At 64.2% G+C, this 1,140-nt stretch carries 2 protein-coding genes; both read right to left on the bottom strand.

All coding sequences use genetic code 11. The features are described 5' to 3' along the window. Positions 1 to 157 precede the first annotated feature (157 nt). Positions 158 to 415, bottom strand: a complete 258-nt coding sequence (locus V7050_RS20185) for a gpW family head-tail joining protein (protein ID WP_299478787.1) — start codon at positions 413 to 415, stop codon at positions 158 to 160. Beyond that, positions 412 to 1,140: phage portal protein (locus V7050_RS20190; protein WP_324411166.1), on the bottom strand; the 729-nt coding region annotated here is incomplete at its 5' end. The genes V7050_RS20190 and V7050_RS20185, both read right to left, overlap by 4 nt.

The following is a 1,140-nucleotide window of genomic DNA, read 5'->3' on the forward strand; positions in this document are numbered from 1 at the left end:
TCGACCGGGCCTTCGCCGTTGACGACGCTGACCGGGAACCCGGTCAGGCGCGGGCCGAGCATCCGAATGACCGTCTCGGCCTTCCTCGGATGATAAAGGTGCGGCTGCTCGAACAAGATCGAGCAGATGCGGTCAAAGGCTGGCATAAGATGCCCTCTCAAACAAAGCGCATGCTCTTGGCATAGCGCCGGCGGCGGCCCTGCGAGGCGGCGCACTCGTTTTCGTACCGTTCGATAAGCTCCCGCAGCCGGGCGGCATTGGCCGCGCTCCATCGGACCTCATCCTCGCCGAAGCGCGTCATGGCCACGCCGCCGCCGGTCGCGATGATCAGTTCGGCCTTCTTGAGTTCCGAGGCGACCTCACACGGATTGTTGATGTCGACGGAAACGCCATTGATCAGCACCGTCGTCATCATGCCCTCTCTTTCTTCCGGGTTTCGTCTTCTTCCCGATCCCCGTCCTTGTTCGAGGCCGGGTTGCGAACGAAGGGCGAAGGCATGCCGGCAGCGACATAGCGATCGTGCTCGCGCTGCCGCTGCTCGAAGACTTCGTCCGGATCCTTCCCGAGCTCGGCGCACTCGTCGGCCAGCGTCGAGGTGCCGTTGAAGATGCGCTCGCTCGACGCCTTCGCGCTCTTTCCGTCGTCGGCGGACGGCTTCGCCGGACCCTGCCAAAGCGCCCACGCGAAGCGTTCCCGGTTCGCGGCGAATGCTTCGTATCCGCCCTTCACCTCGATCCTGCTCTCGCCGACTTCCTCGTCCAGCCAGTTTTCGTAAAGAGACTGGCAAGGCGGCGCGGCAATGCGCTCGCGGCGACGGACGACGACTGGCCAGATCGACGAATTCTCCATCCGCACCGACGAATAGGTCGCGTTCTCGTGGTTCATCGTCAGGCCGCCGAACGAGATGCCGATCGCCCGCGCGATGTCGCGCGACAACTCCCTGTTGACCGACAGGAACTCCGGGCTGGGCGTCCGCGTCGAAAGCAGTTCCAGCTTCTCGCCGGGGGCGAGATGGGACACCCGCGGATTGCCGCTGATCGAAATCTCGCCCTCGGCGGCGCGGTCGAGCGCGGCCATGAAGAAATCGCGATAGCTGTCCTTGAACTCCTTGTCCTCGATCGCCTCGATCGCCTCGAAGGC

Origin of the sequence: Amaricoccus sp. (assembly GCF_036846665.1) — a bacterium.
Taxonomy (GTDB): domain Bacteria; phylum Pseudomonadota; class Alphaproteobacteria; order Rhodobacterales; family Rhodobacteraceae; genus Amaricoccus.